15 protein-coding genes are annotated in these 16,745 nt (G+C 67.9%); 4 read left to right on the top strand and 11 right to left on the bottom strand.

Features of this window, described 5'->3' with window-relative positions; genetic code table 11:
* The first annotated feature begins 106 nt into the window (after positions 1 to 106).
* Positions 107 to 844, top strand: coding sequence for a hypothetical protein (locus MAE01_RS07170; protein ID WP_147038875.1), 738 nt, complete (start codon positions 107 to 109; stop codon positions 842 to 844).
* A 37-nt stretch (positions 845 to 881) separates the two neighbouring features.
* Here MAE01_RS07170 and MAE01_RS07165 read toward each other — a convergent pair whose 3' ends face one another.
* Positions 882 to 2,510, bottom strand: coding sequence for a DUF4082 domain-containing protein (locus MAE01_RS07165; RefSeq protein WP_147038874.1), 1,629 nt, complete (start codon positions 2,508 to 2,510; stop codon positions 882 to 884).
* Between the two features lie 90 nt (positions 2,511 to 2,600).
* On the opposite strand from MAE01_RS07165, the gene MAE01_RS07160 reads away from it, so the two are divergent.
* Positions 2,601 to 3,068 (top strand): VanZ family protein, encoded by a 468-nt coding sequence (locus tag MAE01_RS07160; protein WP_186806158.1) that lies wholly within the window; start codon positions 2,601 to 2,603, stop codon positions 3,066 to 3,068.
* On the opposite strand, the gene MAE01_RS07155 is transcribed toward MAE01_RS07160, so the two are convergent.
* The 8 genes from MAE01_RS07155 to MAE01_RS07120 all read right to left on the bottom strand — a co-directional run bounded on the left by MAE01_RS07155 (position 2,985) and on the right by MAE01_RS07120 (position 11,718).
* Positions 2,985 to 3,638, bottom strand: a complete 654-nt coding sequence (locus tag MAE01_RS07155) for a polysaccharide deacetylase family protein (protein WP_222591662.1) — start codon at positions 3,636 to 3,638, stop codon at positions 2,985 to 2,987. The genes MAE01_RS07160 and MAE01_RS07155 overlap by 84 nt on opposite strands.
* Complete coding sequence (locus tag MAE01_RS07150) at positions 3,635 to 4,492, bottom strand: glycosyltransferase family 2 protein (RefSeq protein ID WP_147038872.1); 858 nt, start codon at positions 4,490 to 4,492, stop codon at positions 3,635 to 3,637. The genes MAE01_RS07155 and MAE01_RS07150 overlap by 4 nt, the downstream gene beginning before the upstream one ends.
* Positions 4,493 to 4,499: 7 nt before the next feature.
* Positions 4,500 to 5,531: a TolB-like translocation protein gene (locus MAE01_RS07145; RefSeq protein ID WP_147038871.1), complete on the bottom strand. Its 1,032-nt coding sequence runs from the start codon at positions 5,529 to 5,531 to the stop codon at positions 4,500 to 4,502.
* Positions 5,528 to 6,910: an MFS transporter gene (locus MAE01_RS07140; RefSeq protein WP_147038870.1), complete on the bottom strand. Its 1,383-nt coding sequence runs from the start codon at positions 6,908 to 6,910 to the stop codon at positions 5,528 to 5,530. The genes MAE01_RS07145 and MAE01_RS07140 overlap by 4 nt, the downstream gene beginning before the upstream one ends.
* A 2-nt stretch (positions 6,911 to 6,912) precedes the next feature.
* Positions 6,913 to 7,539: a hypothetical protein gene (locus tag MAE01_RS07135; RefSeq protein WP_147038869.1), complete on the bottom strand. Its 627-nt coding sequence runs from the start codon at positions 7,537 to 7,539 to the stop codon at positions 6,913 to 6,915.
* Positions 7,540 to 7,612: 73 nt separating this feature from the next.
* The gene (locus MAE01_RS07130) at positions 7,613 to 9,145 is read right to left on the bottom strand and encodes a sugar transferase (RefSeq protein WP_147038868.1); all 1,533 of its coding nucleotides are present in this window, start codon (positions 9,143 to 9,145) and stop codon (positions 7,613 to 7,615) included.
* A gap of 340 nt (positions 9,146 to 9,485) precedes the next feature.
* A complete protein-coding gene (locus tag MAE01_RS07125) occupies positions 9,486 to 10,934 on the bottom strand; it encodes a glycosyltransferase family protein (protein ID WP_147038867.1) in 1,449 nt (482 codons plus the stop codon).
* A 1-nt stretch (position 10,935) separates the two neighbouring features.
* Positions 10,936 to 11,718, bottom strand: a complete 783-nt coding sequence (locus MAE01_RS07120; protein ID WP_147038866.1) for a glycosyltransferase family 2 protein — start codon at positions 11,716 to 11,718, stop codon at positions 10,936 to 10,938.
* A 61-nt stretch (positions 11,719 to 11,779) separates the two neighbouring features.
* Here MAE01_RS07120 and MAE01_RS07115 point away from each other — a divergent pair, with 61 nt between their 5' ends.
* The gene (locus tag MAE01_RS07115; RefSeq protein WP_147038865.1) at positions 11,780 to 12,244 is read left to right on the top strand and encodes a GtrA family protein; all 465 of its coding nucleotides are present in this window, start codon (positions 11,780 to 11,782) and stop codon (positions 12,242 to 12,244) included.
* A gap of 294 nt (positions 12,245 to 12,538) precedes the next feature.
* Here the strand turns inward: MAE01_RS07115 and MAE01_RS07110 are convergent, their stop codons facing one another.
* Together MAE01_RS07110 and MAE01_RS07105 are read right to left on the bottom strand one after the other, a co-directional pair.
* Positions 12,539 to 13,996, bottom strand: a complete 1,458-nt coding sequence (locus MAE01_RS07110; RefSeq protein ID WP_147038864.1) for a tyrosine-protein kinase domain-containing protein — start codon at positions 13,994 to 13,996, stop codon at positions 12,539 to 12,541.
* A 90-nt stretch (positions 13,997 to 14,086) separates the two neighbouring features.
* On the bottom strand, positions 14,087 to 15,457 hold the full coding sequence (locus MAE01_RS07105) for a tyrosine-protein kinase domain-containing protein (RefSeq protein WP_147038863.1): 1,371 nt from the start codon (positions 15,455 to 15,457) through the stop codon (positions 14,087 to 14,089).
* 204 nt (positions 15,458 to 15,661) lie between these two features.
* On the opposite strand from MAE01_RS07105, the gene MAE01_RS07100 reads away from it, so the two are divergent.
* Positions 15,662 to 16,678: a hypothetical protein gene (locus tag MAE01_RS07100; protein ID WP_147038862.1), complete on the top strand. Its 1,017-nt coding sequence runs from the start codon at positions 15,662 to 15,664 to the stop codon at positions 16,676 to 16,678.
* The last annotated feature ends 67 nt before the right edge of the window (positions 16,679 to 16,745 follow it).

The following is a 16,745-nucleotide window of genomic DNA, read 5'->3' as shown; positions in this document are numbered from 1 at the left end:
TACGGTTCAGGTGCAGCCGATCGAGGCCTCCCACGTCGATGAGGTGGCATCGTTCCTCCATCGTCATCTGAACGCGCGAGTGCCGATATCGTCCTGGGTTCGCCTCATGACGCCGCCCTGGGCGTCGTCGTCATCGATTCGCGGCTTCCAGCTCGTGAGCGACGATGAGGTCGTCGGAGCCTACGTCGGCGTCTATTCGGAACGGGAGATCGACGGTTCAGAGGTCTCGGTGTGCAATCTCGCCGCGTTCTGCGTGCGTCCGGAGTTCCGGACGCACTCGCTGCGCCTGATGCGTGCGATGCTCGCGCAGAAGGAACGCATCTTCACCGATCTGTCGCCCAGCGGGGCAGTGCCTGCAATGAACGAACGTCTCGGTTTTCAGCATCTCGATGCGTCGACGCGGATAGTGCTGAACCTTCCCGGCCTCGGACGTGGCGTCACCGTGACGGAGGACACGCAGGATCTCGAGCGGACGCTCGTGGGAGCCGATGCAGCCCTGTACCGAGACCACCGCGATGCGTCCGCTGCACGGCATCTCCTGATCCGGACGCCTGACGGCTACGCGTATCTGGTGTACCGGCGGGACAGGCGTAAGCGGCTGCCGTTGTTCGCGACGCCGTTGTATGCGGGAGGCGACAGCGAGATTCTCCGGCAGGGCTGGGCCGCTGCGGGTTCGCACCTGCTCGGTAAGGGGCTGCCGTTCACCCTCGCCGAGCCGCGGATCCTCGGATTCGCGCCGGGCGGCCCCGGTCGCGCACTGGGCCATCCGCGTCCACGGATGCATAAGGGCGAACCCGCGCCGCGGGACTACCTGTACAGCGAACTGGCTCTGCTCTCCTGGTGAGGGGAGCAGAGCCAGTACGCGTGCCTCGGTTGAACTGTCAGTTCGCCGGCGCGACGGCCTTCCCGTCATCCCAGATGTTGTTCGTCCACACGTTGCCCGGCGCGTTGGAGTCGAAGGCCACGATCGGACCCCAGATCCCGCACTTGCCGCTGGGGCCGCGCATGAAGATGTTGTTGGTGAACTTGATGTTGTTCACACCGGCCGAGTACGGCTTGCCGGTGGTCGATCCGCCGTAGGCGCAGTAGCCCATGGATCCGTCGGGGCCGCCGTCGATCAGGTTGTTGTCGATCGTGTTCTTCTGCACGATCGCGAAGTCGCCGTAACCGGTCAGCGCAGCCGAGCAGCCGGCGTCCGGCGGAACCGGGGCAGCGTCGCAGGTGATCGTGTTGTGGCGGATGGTGCTGTTCGACCCCATCCGGATCGCCGACTCGTGGTCGATGCCGCGCTTGTCGGTGTACTGCCCGTGCAGGTATGAGTCCTGCACCGTGCAGTTGGCCGCGCAGTTCACCGAACGGCTGCCGCCGGTGACCTCGACCCTGGTCAGAACGAAGTTCACATCGCCTGCACCGGTGCCGGCGGATTGCGGCATCCGGATCTCGCTGTCGGTCATCGAGTACGAGCCGTTGTAGAAGTCCGGGTCACTGTAGATGTGGCCGTTGATGACCGAGTTGGTGATCTTCAGGTTCTGCGCCAGGACGCGCATGTCGCAGTTGATGATCTTCTTGTCGATCACGACGTTGTCGGTCTGGATCGTGCACGGTCCGGTGTAGGTGGACAGTGCCGTTCCCTCCGGAACGCCGGTCGTCGCAGCCGAGGGGAAGCTGCGTCCCTGGACGATGATGCCCTTCGGGTCGGACGGTGCCTGCGTCGCCGGCGGCGTGGTCGGCGTCGGAGTCGGCGAAACGGTCGGTGCCGGTGTCGGTTTCGGAGCTGTCGTCGGCGCCGCAGTCGGAGTCGGCTTCGGCGCGGTCGTCGGAGTCGGCTTCGGCGCGGTCGTCGGAGTCGGCTTCGGCGCGGTGGTCGGTGTGGGCTTCGGTACGACGCCGGGCTTGGCGGTCCCCGACGACGGCGTGAACACCACGTCGACCATGTAGTTGGAACCCTGCCACGTGTACTCGGGGACCTTGCCGGTCTTGCCGTAGCGGTACACGCCGGCGTGTGCTGTGGTCGTGAAGCCGTTCGTCACCTTGGTCGACGTGAAGCCGCGCTCAGTGACGGGGTACCCGCCCTTCGGCGCGTGGTACGAGGCGACGTAGCTGGCGCCGGCCGTGAGGGCGACGGGCTTCGCGAGGGGGACGGTGCGCCAGCCGACCTTCGAGGTCGCCGGGAACGTCACGCGGGAGAGCACCTTGCCGTTCGTGCTCCACAGGGTCGCAGACGTGACACCCCCGGTCTTGGCGCCCTGGTAGTACTGCAGGGCGGTGACCTTGCCGGAGGTCTTGGGCGAGAAGCGGATGCCGAGCTCGACCGCAGCACGGTCGGAATCAGCGGCGGTCTTCGGCTTGAGGGTGTCGGACAGCATCCCGACGCCGGTCGGCGCAGGCACCGCGCCCGCTGGGGCCGCAAGGCCGGCCACGGCGATGATGCCGGCGGCAGCCAGTGCCAGAGAGAGTCGCGCACGAGGACGTCGCGCGCCGGAGTTTTTGCGTAGGGGGAAGTTGAACATCACAGTCCTATATCAGTTACGCATGAAGTTCTCCCCGGTCGGCAAGCGTACATGACTACGCTGATCCTGCAAACAGAAATCGGGGACTGCATGCGTTCACGGGGATGGGTCATCGCGGGATTCGCCGTCTACGCGCTCGCGGTGGTGGCCGTTCTCGTGCTGCCGGTGTCGTACTCCGGCATCGTGAACGCGATCGGCGAATGGCTCGCCGGCAGCCTCGGCCTCACCGGCTTCGGCACGGGCTGGATCGAGTTCATCGCCAACATCCTGATGTTCGCGCCGCTCGGCTTCCTGCTGACGCTGCTGTTCGGGCGTCCTTGGGTCGGCGCCTTGCTCGCGCTCGCCCTCTCGGTGCTGGCCGAACTCGGGCAGTTCGTGATCCCCTCGCGAGAACCGAGCCTGCGCGACATCTTCGCCAACGCGCTCGGCGCGGCGATCGGCGCCGCGCTGGCGGCACTCGTGGTGCGGCGCAGGTCACCGCATCCGCTTGACGAGGCTCTTCCCGAGCCGCACGGCGTCATCGATCCGAGGCCCGCCGTCGAGGATCCGCAGCACTGACTCGGCGGTGTCGGTGGCGGTGACGCTGTAGCGCGGGCGCAGCCAGGCGCCGTTGTTGGCGGGGAATCGGTCGCTGGTGAACACGGCCCAGTAGCCGGCCTCCTTCAGTCGCCTGAGCGTCGCACGGTCATACCGGCCGAGGGGGAGTGCGGCGTGCTTGATGCGGCCGCCGGATGCCTCCTCCAGGGCGGTGCGCGCGTCGACGAACTCGCGGCGTGCGCCCTCCTCGTCGAGCCCCCGCCATGGCACGTGATCCCAGCCGTGCGAGCCGATGCGCATGCCCCAAGCGCGCAGCAGGCGGAGGGTGTCACGGTCGAGGCTGAGCGGGTCGTGCAGGCGTCCGGCGAGGGCGAAGAACGTCGCGTCCAGTTCGCGTTCGATCAGGGCGGGCAGGGCGATCTCGGCATCCGAGCGGTTGCCGTCGTCGAAGCTCAGCTCGATGCCGTCTCGTCCCTGCACCAGGTCGAGGATGCGGAGGAACTCGTCCTCGGCCACCCAGTAGCGCGCCTCGCCGGGCTCTCGCTCGGTGCGGATGGTCCCGATGCCGTGGAAGCACAGATGGATCGTCATGGGTGCACGCTCACTCCCGGTTGCGCGAGGACTCTGGTGCTGGCATCCCGTCCCCAGCCTCCATGCGGGGTGCGCCGGGCGCGGACGCCCGCGATCACCGTGATCACGACGTACGCCGCGGCAGCCGGCGCGAGACGCAGGTCGGCGAGCAGCACGTCGCGCAGCCACGACCAGCGATCCGGCGGACGCACGCCGCGGGCACCGTGCTCGGCGGCGGCGCGCCGCATCTGAGCATTCCCGCGCCGCACTCGCACGAGTCGGTTGAGCAGGTCGACCGTCGTCCAAGGGGCTTCGACGACCGCTTCGACGGCCGAGACCTCGAGCTTCTCGTCCGCTGCGAACTGCCCGTCGAGGAACAGGTCGTCGGCGATCATGTCGGGGAACTCGTCGAAGCGGCGCCGACCCGCCTCCGAGAGGACGATCAGTCCGCGCCCGAACAGCCCGCTGCGGAACACCGGCAGCTGCTGATTGATCCGGAAGTACGCGCGCACCGCCCACGGGCGACCGGCGGTGTTCACGCGGCGCCGAGGCATCGTGGCGAGGACGCCCGAGGCGTCGTCGAGCGCGCCGGCGAGGGTTGCGATGCCGCCGCGCGGGACGAGGATGTCGGCATCCAGATACACCCGCGGGAAGCTCGTCGCAACCTTCTCCGCGGCGTTCAGCGCGCCCGCTTTGCCGGCCTCGGCGCGCTCTACGACGACCGCGTTCAGAGATCGGGCGAGCTCGGCGGTGGCATCCGTGCAGCCGTTCGCGCTCACGATGATCTGCACCGGCGTCCCGCCTCGATGCAGGGCGCCGAGGCACCGTTCGATGACGGCCTCCTCGTCGTGTGCTGCGATGATCACGCTGACCATGTGCTCCTCATTCCTCGTGGACGACCGTGGGTGACCAGGCGTGTGCGATCAGGATGCCGGGCGCGCTGCCGCCGTCGGCGGGCAGCGCCCACACATCCGAGTCGCCGGGGGTGTCGTTCGGCATCCCGTACAGCAGCGTGTCGTCGTCGAGCCACGCGATCTGGTCGTCGATGTTGCGCGTCTCGGCATCCAGCACCGTCACGGAGCCGTCTGCGATGTCGTAGATCGCCGGCGTCCAGTGCACGGTCGGGCCGGAACCGGCGGTCACCCTCTTGAAGGCGATCCGCGTGCCGTCCGGCGAGAGCGACGGGCACTCGACGGACTCGAGGACCGAGGTCATCGTGCGCGCCTGGATGTCGCCCTTGACCAGGTAGGTCTGCCCGATCGTCGTCATGCCGACGGTCGCGTAGAACGACGTGTCGTCGATGAAGGTGACGCCCCAGTAGTTGCGGTCGACGGGTGCGCTGGGCTCGCCGTCGATGATCAGCGACCAGTCCTCCAGGCTGCCGAAGCTCGCGCCGTCGTCGGTGCGATGGATGCTGGTCTCGGTGGAGAACCCGATCGACGCGTACGCGTGCCCGGTGACGAACGACGTGGTCGCGACGAGCGTGCCGTCCGGCGAGAAGCGGGTGCGGCTGGGGATGCCCGGGAGTGGCCACTCGATCTGCGCGGTCGTGCCCGCAGCGTCGTACAGGCGCGCGTTGTAGCTCGGAGTGATGCCGCGCTCGGTCTTCAGGCACGAGATGGCGGTGTCCGTCGCGGCGACCCGGTCGCAGGCTAGGTCGAGGACCGCGCGTGCTGCGTCCGGCTGGTCGAGCGGCACGCTGGCGACGTGGCCGTATCCTTCTCCGGATGCCGTGTTGCGGAACAGGATGCGGTCGCCCTCCGGCGCGTCGGCGGGAGCGGCCGTCTCGGCCGAGGACGGCGCGTTCTGCCGCTGCTGATACTGCGCCCATGCCGAGACGCCGATGCCGACCGTGCCGCCGAGGGCGATCGCCGATACGGCGACGATCACCAGCCACTTCGTCCTGGGAGTCACGGAGTCTGCTCCGTCTCCTGGGGGTCCGCGACCGTCGGCGCGGCGAGGTGCGCCCGCAGCAGCCAGGCGATGAGAGGGATGGCGACGAGCAGCATCGCCGCCACGACGATCATCGCGATCTCACGACCCACCAGGAACCACAGGATGCCGAACCCGGATGCCGACGCGAAACGGGAGAGCGCGACGACGGTCTGCGCGGCGGCTATCCCTGTGCCGCGGGTCTCGGGCGTCGTCAGCTGCGCGGCCAGAGCCGCGAGCACTCCGTCGGTCGCGGCGTAGAACGCGCCCAGCAGCACGAGGCACAGGATGGTGGCGGCGACGTCGGCCATCGGCATGACGGCGACCAGGTACGCGCCCAGGAGCCCTGCGTGGCCGACGACGAAGACGCGGGCGCGTCCGACCCGGTCGGCCAGGCGCCCGAGCGGGATGGCGAGGGCGAGGAAGGCGATGTTCGTGCCGACGTACATCAGCGGGAACCACTGCGCGGCGAACCCGCCCCGCGTCTGCAGCACGAGGTAGATGAAGCCGTCGCCGATGGTGAGCAGGCCCAGGATGCCGGCGGCGGCGAGTACGCGGCGCATCGGGCCCGCCGTGATCACCGACCAGTCGAACTTCGGCTGACGCGGCTTCGACGCTTGCGGGTCGTTGAGCGGAGGAGGCGAAGCCTCCGCAGACGAAACGGGTTGAGCGACCGAAGGGAGTCGAAGCCTTTCTTTGCCCGCACACGCCTTCGCCCGCGACCGCACATTCGGCACGAACAGCCCGAGCAGCGTCACCCCGACCACGGCGAAGCCGAGCGAGGCGACGAAGATGGTGCCGTAGCCATCCGGGATGAGCAGCAGGATGAAGAATGCGAGCAGCGGTCCGATGGCCGCGCCGATGTTGTCGAGCATCCGATGCATCCCGAACGCGGCGCCGAGACTGTCTGGTCTGGACGACGCCGTGATCACGGCATCCCGCGGCGCCGTGCGGATTCCCTTGCCGATGCGGTCCGCAGAGATCACCGCCGTCAGTGCACCGAAGCCGGAAGCGAACAGGAGCCCGACGCGGGCGACGGCGGCAAGCGCGTACCCGGTGAAGGCGACCCACTTGGGCTGGTCGAGGCGATCCGAGGTGTACCCGCCGGCGATCCGCACGAGCGCGCTGATGCCCTGGTAGAAGCCGTCGAGGAACCCGAACGCGATGGTCGACAGGCCGAGGAACCCGGTGACGTACAGCGGCAGGATCGCGGTGACCGACTCGGACGAGATGTCGGTGAGCATGGACACGATGCCGAGTGTCACCACGGTCGACGACACGGTGCGGCGGCCGGGCCGCTTCCCGCGCGCGGCTCCCTTCGAGTCGGCGGGCTTGGGAGTGTTCGAGAACGAGATGTACATGCTCACTCCGTCCGCAGGACACCGAAGATCGTGTACATGTTGCCCGTCCCCGTCGTCCGCACGTTCAGCGTCAGGGACTCGAACTCACCGGTGAACGCCATCGTGCTGTCGTCGCCGGGCTGCTCCCGGAGCCCGAGCGAGGTCCACAGTGCGCGGTAGTGCGCGCGGATCTCGTCCAGCGCGGTCGTGGTGGACGAGACCAGGCTGACCTGCATCGCGGTGTTCTCGGTGGCGATCGAGGTCGACACGACGTCGGAATCCTCCATGGGCTCGGCGACGGAGGTCGGGAAACCCGCCACGAGACCCCCGTCGCGCGAGCCGGATTTCGGCAGCGGCGCGGCGACCAGCGGCTCGGCTGCCGCGAGCGGCGGCAGCCCGGTGCCGGGGGCCGCTGTCGGCGGCGGCACCTCGGACCCCGTCGTCGGCGTCGCCCCTGGCAGTGGCCCCGGCGTCGTCGGCGGGGCCACTGCCGTTGTCGGCGCGCTGGAAGGCGGCGCTTCCGCGCCATCCCGACCCGCCGTGTTCAGCATCGCGATGACGACGATCCCGGCGACGACGAGCACGCCGATCACCGCGATCGCGATCTTCATCGCCGGCGTCAGCGCCGTGCCTCCTGCTGTGTGTGCCACCTTCCCCGTCTCCCCTCGGGTGCTGGGCGCTCGTCCCGTGCGATCAAGGTCGCATCGGGTCACGCGCCCGTCGTCAGTAGGCTCCCTTCGGAGCGAGCATGACCTTGGCTGTGCGCCACATGATCTGCAGGTCGGTGATCACCGACCAGTTCTCGACGTAGCGCAGGTCGAGGCGGATGCTCTCGTCCCAGCTCAGGTCGCTGCGTCCCGACACCTGCCAGAGGCCGGTGATGCCGGGCTTGATATACAGCCGGCGCGAGACGGTGCCGTCGTAATCGCTGACCTCGGTGGGCAGCGGGGGCCGCGGCCCGACGACGCTCATCTCTCCGGAGAGTACGTTCCAGAACTGCGGCAGTTCGTCGAACGACAGCTTGCGCAGGATCTTCCCGACGCGGGTGATGCGGGGGTCGTCCTTCATCTTGAACAGGAGCCCCGCGCCCTCGTTGGCTGCTTTCAGCGCGGCGAGCTTCTCCTCGGCATCGGCATGCATGGAGCGGAACTTCACCATCTGGAAGGGCTTCCCATCCCGGCCCACGCGTTCTTGGAAGAAGAACACGGGACCGGGAGAATCCAGCTTGATCAGCAGTGACAGCAGCGGTGTCATCAGGACGATCGGGATGAGCGCGAGAGCCGACACGACGATGTCGAGGGCGCGCTTGAGAATGTGCTTGGCGCCCTCGTACGTCGGGATCTGCATCTTGATCATCGGCAGGCCGTCGACCGGAGTGAACGACAGCCGAGGGCCGGCGACGTCGGCGAGGCGGTCCGTGAGCACGAGCTCTGCGGCCGTCCCCTCGAGCTGCCAGCCCAGGCGCTTGATGAAGTCCGTGTCGCGCTCCGGGCGGCCGGCGACGATGATCGTGTCGGCTTTGAGGTCGCAGGCGACCTGTGCGACCGAGTTGAGGTTTCCGAGTACCGGCACGGTCGTGCGACCGAGGTCGAGCTCGCGGGCATTTCCGTCGAGCAGCGTGGCGCCGACGATCTGGTAACCGGCGGTGCCGATCGGCTCCAGAGCGCGCACGACGTACTCGACCTCATCGCGATTCCCCACAACGAGGGTGCGCGACGTGAAACGGCCATGGCGGCGCTGGTTGCTCAGCCAGCGCCGCCACGACCACCGACTCATCAGAAGGCCGAGCAGGCCCGTGGGGAGGGTGATGAGCACGGTGAGCCGCATCGAGTCCCAGCCGAGAAGAACGGCAACAACCGCCATCAGTCCGATGGCGAGGCCGGAGGCATGCGCGATGCCTCGGTACTCGGCGGTGCTCGAGCCGAACAGTGCCGTGAGGCTCGTGCGCATGACGAGCAGCGTGGCGAACCACACAGCCGTCAGAAGCACACATCGCATCGCGACATCTGCGGGCGGTTCACCTTGATGAAGCTGGATACCGGCCGCGATGCCAGTGGCGATCGCGATAACGGCTGCATCCGTCAGGCCGAGGCGGACGCGGTGCGCCCGTTCCCAGTGCAGACGGTGCTCCAGCGTCGCCGAGACTCGCGGCATTGGTGCCGTGGTCGTCTCGACCCGGACGCGCGGAACGGGCGACGCCGGGACGGCGACCGATTCATCACGCGTGAGGCTCAGAGCGTTCTCTACGGACGTCATGTCCGTACACCCCGAGCCGTGCATGCACGCATACCCCAGTGCGACATTGCTTCCCCAGTTTCATCCCCAGTGACCGTGCGTCCCACACGCACGGGTATCCGTCACCACAACCCCTTGTGGTGTCGCATGACACGTGATCCCACATCACGGTGTGTGCGTCGTTCCCAGGCGACGCTCACTGTCAAGCAGTTCGGATGTTGGTCACATTAGCCCAACCCGGCGCGCGATGCATAGACATTCGTCGGTTAATTCTCCGGATGACGTCACGAAGGGGAGAACTCCCGCGTCGGGCGGCTCCATGACGGGTGAAAACCCGATGCGCAGCGGGTTCGCTCCGTGGCTACTCCGCGGCGCAGATGCGGTAGCGACCGCTGTCGGCGAGGACGTCGGTCGTGCACTCGGCGCCGGTCAGCCTCGGCACGCCGCGCATCGACTCCGCGTCCCAAAGCCCGACGTGTGCGCCGGACAGGACGACCGGCGAGACGGCCGCACCCCACGGCGCGGCGGCCAGCCATTCCACGTCGTTCTCGGCGACCCACGCTGCGAGCGGTTCGGCCGCAGCCCGCTGCATCGCGAGACTCTCCCAGCGTGCCCCGGTGGTCGCGACGACGACGTGCATGGTCGCCCCCGCCCCGATCCCGAGTGCCAGAACGGATGCCCCGACGATGGCCACAATGCGCATCCCGTGCCGCTCGAACAGCACCCCGACACCCCATGCTGCCGCAGCGGCGAGGATCGGGAAGAATGCGAACACTCCGGGCGCGGGATGCCGCACCCACAGCGGCAGGTGCGATGCGGTCGCCCACCAGCCGACGAACGCCAGCGCTCCGACGACCGCCGGCCAGACATACAGCGCGACACGCGATGCAGTGTTAGAGCCGCGCGCGACCCACAGTCCACCGGCGATCAGCCCCACTGAGACGACTGCGAGCGCGACAGCGGCCCACACGGGCAGCGACCATGACTCCGACAGTGTGGTGAGCTTCTGCACCATCGTCGTCGGCGCGCTGCCCTGCCCGCCGCTGCGGACGAACCACCAGAGAGCCCGCAGGTGCTCGATGAACCCGTCGAAGCCGAGCGAGATCAGCGCGAACACCTCGACGAGGAACGTCGGCAGCGCCACGAACAGCAACGGCACCCACGACCGCTTGAGGGTGTCCACGATGCGCGCCCACCCACTGCCAGAAGCCACCAACCACAGCGCCACCGCGAACGCCGGTAGCGCGAGCAACGCGATGAGCTTCGCCTGCACGGCGAGTCCGACGAGCAGCCCCGCGAGCCAGGCACGTCGCGGCAGCACGACCAGGGCCCAGACGAGCAGGGCGGCGGCGGGGATCTCGCCGAGCAGATCGGCCGGCCCCTGAATGGGGGAGACGCCGACTCCGGTGCTGAACGCGAGCGGCACGGCGACGGCGACCAGTGCCGCCCAGCGACCGCCGATGCGGCGGCCGAGGACGAAGAGCCCTGCCAGCAGCAGCGCCCAGTACGCCAGCGGGATCAGGCGTGCGCCGATGACCGGGTCGATGCCGGTCGCGACGACGGCGGCGACGGGCAGCAGGACGGCCGGTCCGGTGGAGATGCGCGGGTCGAAGGGCGTGAGCGTCGAGCCCGACAGAGTGCCATCGCTGGTGTACCCGAGTCCTGCGAGAAGGTTCAGCGGTACGGTGAGGTTGAACGCCTCGTCCTCCCAGAAGCGCCAGACGACCAGGCTGTTCCACGCGAGCACGAGGTGGCCGACGAGCAGCGCCGCCGCCAGCACCCAGAACAGGGCCGAACGCACCGCCCTCATGTCAGGCGACGGGTGCGGGTCGTCGGATGCTGCGCAGCGGTGCGGACGGCCGCAGCGACAGCATCCACACCTCCTGCAGGGCGTTGATCGCGAACTGGCGCAGGCGCTTGGGAGGAAGGCGCACGCCGGCCGCGCGCCCCCACATCGTGCCGCTCTGCGATTCGCCGCGGCGCGGGATGCTGGCCACGCGCAGGTAGCGCACGGCGAAGCCGGAGCGTGCCTCGGCGAGCGAGAAGTGCACGTGGGGGACGGACGCGTGTTCCGGCACGGCATCCACGAGCGCCTGCAACGCGGCGGGCCGGTAGGCGCGCAGGGGAGTGTTGACGTCGGGAACCCGGCGGCCGGATGCCGTGGCGATGAGCACGCCGACGCAGGCTGTGAGCACCTTGCGGTACCAGGGGTCGGTGCGTCCGTCGCGCACGCCGTGGACGACCTCGGCCGAGGTGGCTTCGGCGGCGTCGATGAGGCGGGTGAAGTCGGTGCCGAGGAACTGTCCGTCGCCGTCGACGTGCACGATCAGGTCGGCATCCGATGCCAGACCGAGGCGGTAGGCGGCCAGCGCGGTCGGGCCGTGGCCGCGGTTGGCGGGCTGCGTGTGCACCTCCACGTCGGAAGTGTCGTCGAAGACATGCGCCGTGGCATCCGTCGAGCGGTCGTCAGCGATGAAGAACGAGACGCGTTCGGCGAGCGGGGCGATGTTGTCGCGGATCTCGTCGATGAACCCGCGGATGCCTTCGGCCTCGTTGTAGGCGGGCATGACGATGGCGAGATGGGTGACGGTCACAGATTCCTCGGGCGCTCGTGGATGCGCGGTTCTGGGCGCATGCACCTAGTACTCTAATGGAGTGAAGATCCCTGCCCGTTTGCGACGCCTGGCGGGTGTGGGAAGTCGGTTCCTCATCGTCGGTGCGATCAGCACCGTGATCGAGATCGCGGCGTTCAACCTCTTCGTCTTCGTGTTCGACTGGGACCCGGTCGTGTCGAAGATCGCCGCCTCGCTGGTCGCTCTCGTGAACGCGTACATCGGCAACCGCGAGTGGGCGTTCCGTCACCGTGATCGCCGGGGGCGGGTCTCGGAGCTGGCGCTGTTCCTCGCGACGAACGGCATCTGCACGCTGCTCGGTGCGGGGCTCGTCTGGCTCGGCGTCGAGGCGCTGGAGGCGATCGTCGGTCACGCGACCGGAGCGTTCGCCCTCAACGTCGTCAACCTGATCAGCATCGTGATCGTGGTTCTCTTCCGCTTCGTGCTCTACCACAAGGTGGTCTTCCGCACCTCGGGCTCGTCGACCTCCGAGCCCCCCGCGGCCTGAGCCCGTCCGGTCCCTGACCCTGTCACCGGTCCGTGAGCCTGCCGAAGGGCGCGGTGCACCCTGACCTTCTTGCGGGTCGTTGAGTGAAGACGGCCTTGTTGAGCGAAGGCCTCTGCGGGTCGTTGCGCGAAGGCGGTCTCGTTAAGCGAAGACCTCTGCGGGTCGTTAAGCGAAGACGGTCTCGTTAAGCGAAGACTTCTGCGGGTCGTTGAGCGAAGGCGGCATCGCCGCCGAGGACGAAACGCGTTGAGCGAGCGTCAGCGAGTCGAAACGTCCCCTCCGGAACGCGACGACCTAAGCCCCGACGCCATCCTTTGCCCGCGTCCTTCTCTGCCGCTTCGGCTTGGCCTGTGCCTGAGTCAGCTCCGTCGGAGCCTGCTCCAGCGTGTGCGTGGATCCGTACGTGTAAGAGCCGTAGCCGTAGCTGTCCGGCCCCTTGGTCGGAAGCATGGTCACGACAACGCCGAGCAGGTTGACACCCGCAGTCTCGAGTGTGCGGATTGCGCCCGAGAGTTCCGGCTTCTTCGTCTTCCCCGAAGCAGCAGCGAGAATGACGCCACGGGCCTTCTTGCCCACCACAGCTGCGTCGGTGACGAGCAGCAGTGGGGGAGCATCGATGAGGATGTAGTCGAAGTACTCCTCGAGGGGCTTGAGCAGTCGGTCCATCGCCGCAGATCCGAGCAGCTCGCTCGGGTTCGGCGGGATCGGTCCGCTGGGCAGCACGAACAGGTCGGTCTTGCCCCACTTCTGCAGGGCCTCCGAGACCTCGATCTGGCCGATGAGCACGTTGGTGAGACCGACGCCGCCCTCGATGGCCATGTAGTCGGCGACGCGCGGCAGGCGCAGGTCGCCGTCGATGAGCAGCACGCGGGCGCCGGTCTCAGCGAGCGCGATCGCGAGGTTCGCCGTCGTGGTCGATTTGCCCTCACCAGGGCCGGCGCTCGAGACAACGTAGGTACGCGAAGCGGAGTCGACGTCGAGGAATTGCAGGTTCGTGCGCAGGGTGCGGAACGACTCGGCGCGCGGGCTGCGCGGATCGGCGTGCACGATGAGGGGGCGCTTCTTCGCCTCGGGGTCGTATGCGACGCCGCCGAGCATGGGTCGGTCTGTGATCGTCTCGAGGTCGTGGATCGTGTGGATGCGCGTGTCGAGTACGGTTCGCAGCACGGCGAAGCCGACGCCTGCTGCGAGACCGAGCAGGCCGCCCAACAGGATCAGTAACGGCACGTTTGGACTGGAAGGACTGGTCGGTACCGCGGCCGGGTCGGTCACCGTGATCTGCACGGGGCTCGCGCCGCCCTCAGTAGTAGGACGCTCGAGGTCGCTCTGCACCACGTTCGCGAAGCTCGCGGCAGTGGCATCGGCGATCTTCGCGGCCTGTTCCGGATTCGTGTCGGTGACCGTGATGTCGATGAGCACCGTGTTCAGCGGGGTGGTCGCGGAGACGCGGCCCGAAAGCGCCTGTGCTGAGATGTCGATTCCCAACTCTTCAACCACGGGCTCGAGCACGAGCGCTGTGCTGATCACATCGACGTAGCTCGTGACGATCTGGCGGGCGAACGTCGTGCCCTGCACGAGATCTCCCGTGGCGGCACCTTCGGTGCGTACCGACACGTAGAGCTGGGTGGAGGCCACGTACTTGGGAGCCTGCACCGAAGCATATGCCGCGCCTCCGGCGAGGCCGAGGATCAGCAGCACCAGGATCGCTATCCAGTTCTTGTGCAGGATGCGGATGTAGTCGCGAAGCTCCACGCTTGTAGGTTCCCTCGGTCTGTCGGTCGGCGCCGCATTCGGCGCCGTGATTCGTGTACAGGTTACTAGTGGGCCTCAGTCGGCCCTGATTCAGCGGGTCGCAGCCTCATGGGAGCCGTAGACGCCGTAAGCGGTCTTGTCGACGCCCTTCGTCGGCAGCATCGTGACGACGGCGCCGAGCACCTTCGCTCCGACGCTCTGGATGCTGTCCACCGCATCCACCAGCCGCGGCGCGTGGGTCTTGCCGGCCGCGGCGACCATGATCGCGCCGTCAGCCTGCCGAGCGAGCACGGCGGCGTCGGTCACCAGGCCCACGGGCGGGGCATCGATGATGATGATGTCGAACGCGTGCTTGAGCTCGTAGATGAGGTTGGTCATCGCGGCTGACCCGAGCAGCTCCGCCGGGTTCGGGGGGATCGCGCCGGATGGGAGGAGGAAGAGCGCTCCCCGCCCCCAGCGCTGCATGGCCTCGCTCGCCGCGATGCGGCCGATCAAGACCTCTGTGAGCCCCACACCTCCTTCGATCGCGAAGTACTCCGCGACGCGGGGGAGACGAAGGTCGGCGTCGAGGAGCGCGACCCGCGCACCGGATTCCGCGAATGTGATGGCCAGGTTCGCAGCAGTGGTCGACTTGCCCTCACCCGGGCCGGCGCTCGTGATGACGAACGCGGCTGGGTCGCCGTCGACGGTGAGGAACTTCACATTGGTGCGCAACGCGCGGAAAGCCTCGGCCCGGCGATCCCGCGGGTCTGCGGCGATGACGAGTGGGTGTTCACGCGCATGCGGGTCGAGAGCGATCCCGCCGAGGATGGGAACATCGATCGCCCGCTCGACGTCGTCTATCGAGCGGATGCGGTTGTCGAGCACTGCGCGCAGGGCGGCGACACCGATGCCTGCGGCGAGCCCGAGCAACGCTCCGAACGTCACGATGAGCGGCACGTTGGGGGCTGAAGGAGAGACCGGTACCTGGGCAGCCTCCAGGGTGTCGATGCGCACGATGCTCGGCCTGGCATCGATCGGACGCTCGAGGTCTTCGGCCACGACTGTCGTGAAACTCTCACCGATCGCGTTGGCGATGCGCGCCGCCTGCCCCGGGTTCTCGTCGGTGACCGTCACGGTGATCGCCGTGCTCGATGTCGCTGCCGTGGCGCTCACCTCAGACACAAGCGCTTCGATCGTCATGTTGAGCCCGAGATCATCGATGACCGGCTGCAGCACGAGCGAGCTCGGGATGATTGCCACGTAGCTCGTGGTGGCCTGCTGCGCATAGGTGCGCGCGAGGTTGAGTTCGGCGGGCGTGCCCGTGCTGGCCTGGGCGGAGATGAACAATTCTGTGGAGGCGCTGTAGCGGGTGGGCGTGTTGAGGGCGACGACTACTCCCGCAGACAGGCCGATGACGGTGAGCGAGAGAATGAGGACGAGGTTGCGTCGAAGCACGCGCAGATAGTCCTGAATGGTCATCGCTCTCCCGATGTTCGAATAATGGTCGGCGACGGCCGAGTATCCTGAATGACATTAGTCCCTCGCCGCGCGTCTCGTGGCGCGCACGCACGGAGAGTGAACATGATGTCCCCCAACGCCGCGAAGCTGGAGGCACTCGTCGGTGCGCCGCGCCGCGCTGACGCGCCGCTCGATGAGGGGCGGGATGCCGTCAGGCTCGTCGCCATGGTCGAGGCTGCTGCCGTGAACAGTTCGCCGACGCTGGTGTCGGGCGGCTTCCTGAAGAATGCGAAGCAGAAAAAGGTGCGTGGATATCGCCGCATCGACTGGCTGAACGTGGGGGCGGCCGCGATTGCGATCATGGTAGCCGCGGGGGCCGCGACCTTCACCGGTGTGCAGATGGCCAGTGCTAGCCCGACCCAGGGCGCGGTGCAGATTCTCAGGGCAGATGAGTCGGCGCTCGCCGGTGCAGAGCAGGCTGCGGCCGCGTCGAAAGCTCGCCTCGAAGAGGCGGTTCAGACGGCCGCCACGGATGCTGCGGCGTTGCGCACGGCGCTGGGCGTGCTTGCCGAGACCGAAGAACAGCCAGCGACGGCCGACTCAACGGCGCTCGCGACAGTGACCCAGGCCGTCGACGGATACACGACGGCCCTCGGCGAAATCGTCATCCCTGAAGTTCCTGCTGCTTATAAGCGCGGAAAGGTCGACACGGGGTCGCTGCAGAGCGTCGGCGATGCGATCAACCGTGTGCAGGAAGCTTCGGTCGAGGTGGATGCCGTCGCAGAGCAGTTGCGAGCTGCACGCGCAAGCGTGGACGCGCTGACCGCGACCTTCACGACACAGTTGGCAACATTTGCCACTTCGTTCGCCGGCCACGCCCAAACCGAGATTGATGAGTACCCGGTAGCCGAGCAGGAGTTCCGCGACGCGGTGACTGCTGCGGCGGACGCCATCACCGCGACGCCGTTGAACACGCCGATGGGCGCGACGGCCCTCGCTGCCTACCGGGACGCAGTGATCGCGCTGCACGACGACGACTATCGGGCACGTCTCGAGGAAGAAGCCGAGCGCGAGAGCCAGCACCAGAACAACTGGCAGAGCCCGCCGGCGTCGGAGGAGCCGACCGATCCTGGCACAGCAGATCCCCGAACGACGAATCCAGGAACGACGAATCCCCCTCCGGTCGTGGATCCGGAGCCGGATCCGGAGACACAGCCGGAAGACGACGACACGTTCTTCTAATACGCCGGTTCCGGCCACTGAGCCTGTCGAAATGTGCACCCCTGGGCTGTGGAGGCCCACTGGCCAT

Source organism: Microbacterium aerolatum (assembly GCF_007988825.1).
In the GTDB taxonomy this organism is placed as follows: Bacteria; Actinomycetota; Actinomycetes; order Actinomycetales; family Microbacteriaceae; genus Microbacterium; species Microbacterium aerolatum.
The sequence above is the reverse complement of the archived record's forward strand: the minus strand, read 5'-3'. Positions and strand labels throughout refer to the sequence as shown.

Coding starts and splice junctions, on each gene's coding strand:
- MAE01_RS07170 (WP_147038875.1), top strand. CDS start 107: ATGACGCCGCCCTGGGCGTCGTCGTCATCGATTCGCGGCTTCCAGCTC.
- MAE01_RS07165 (WP_147038874.1), bottom strand. CDS start 2,510: ATGTTCAACTTCCCCCTACGCAAAAACTCCGGCGCGCGACGTCCTCGT.
- MAE01_RS07160 (WP_186806158.1), top strand. CDS start 2,601: ATGCGTTCACGGGGATGGGTCATCGCGGGATTCGCCGTCTACGCGCTC.
- MAE01_RS07155 (WP_222591662.1), bottom strand. CDS start 3,638: ATGACGATCCATCTGTGCTTCCACGGCATCGGGACCATCCGCACCGAG.
- MAE01_RS07150 (WP_147038872.1), bottom strand. CDS start 4,492: ATGGTCAGCGTGATCATCGCAGCACACGACGAGGAGGCCGTCATCGAA.
- MAE01_RS07140 (WP_147038870.1), bottom strand. CDS start 6,910: ATGTACATCTCGTTCTCGAACACTCCCAAGCCCGCCGACTCGAAGGGA.
- MAE01_RS07130 (WP_147038868.1), bottom strand. CDS start 9,145: ATGACGTCCGTAGAGAACGCTCTGAGCCTCACGCGTGATGAATCGGTC.
- MAE01_RS07125 (WP_147038867.1), bottom strand. CDS start 10,934: ATGAGGGCGGTGCGTTCGGCCCTGTTCTGGGTGCTGGCGGCGGCGCTG.
- MAE01_RS07105 (WP_147038863.1), bottom strand. CDS start 15,457: ATGACCATTCAGGACTATCTGCGCGTGCTTCGACGCAACCTCGTCCTC.
- MAE01_RS07100 (WP_147038862.1), top strand. CDS start 15,662: ATGGTCGAGGCTGCTGCCGTGAACAGTTCGCCGACGCTGGTGTCGGGC.